The sequence below is a fragment of the Aquipuribacter hungaricus genome (assembly GCF_037860755.1).
Classification (GTDB): Bacteria; Actinomycetota; Actinomycetes; order Actinomycetales; family JBBAYJ01; genus Aquipuribacter; species Aquipuribacter hungaricus.
Genome location: NZ_JBBEOI010000526.1, coordinates 1 through 595, shown reverse-complemented (window position 1 = coordinate 595; position 595 = coordinate 1). Strand labels below are relative to the sequence as shown.

The 595-nt window shown below is 82.4% G+C and carries 1 pseudogene; it reads left to right on the top strand.

Annotated elements, in window-relative coordinates:
• Window positions 1–207: 207 nt before the first annotated feature.
• Window positions 208–595: pseudogene (locus tag WCS02_RS20990) on the top strand (ATP-dependent helicase); the annotation flags it as partial.

Sequence of the window (595 nt, the reverse complement as noted above, 5' to 3'; positions counted from 1 at the left end):
GCCGCGCTGGGCCGCGAGATCCACGGCGCCGCGCCCCGCCCCTGGTCGCCCGCCGCCGTGCCGGTGGCCGGCCCCGGCGCCGGGGATGCCGCGGGCGCCGTGGGTCGCGCTGGCGCGAGGGAGGTTCCCACAGCCAGGGACGCCGGGGACGCGCGGGCGGCCGGGGACGGCGGGCCCGGGCAGGGCCAGGTCAGCCTGCTCGTCTGCATGGACCGCGCCGACGAGGCCGCCGTGGTCGCCGCGGAGCTCCGCCGGCGCCGCCACCGCGAGCAGGACCCGGTGCCGTGGTCGCGCATGGCCGTCCTCGTGCGCAGCGTGCCCGGCGCCGACGAGCTGCGCCGTGCGCTCGACGGGGCAGGGGTGCCGGTGCGGGTGCCCGGCGTCCGGGCCCCGCTGCGGGACGAGCCGGTCGTGTCCGTCCTCCTGCTCGCCCTCGAGGTGGCCACCGACCCGTCGCGCCTGGACGTGGCCGGGCTCGAGCGGCTCGCCTGCGGTCCGGTCGGCGGCGGCGACCCGGTCCGCTGGCGGCGGCTCGTGCTGCGGGCGCGTGCGTCGGCGGCCGAGGCGGGCGACCGGGCCGTGTCCGGCGACGAGG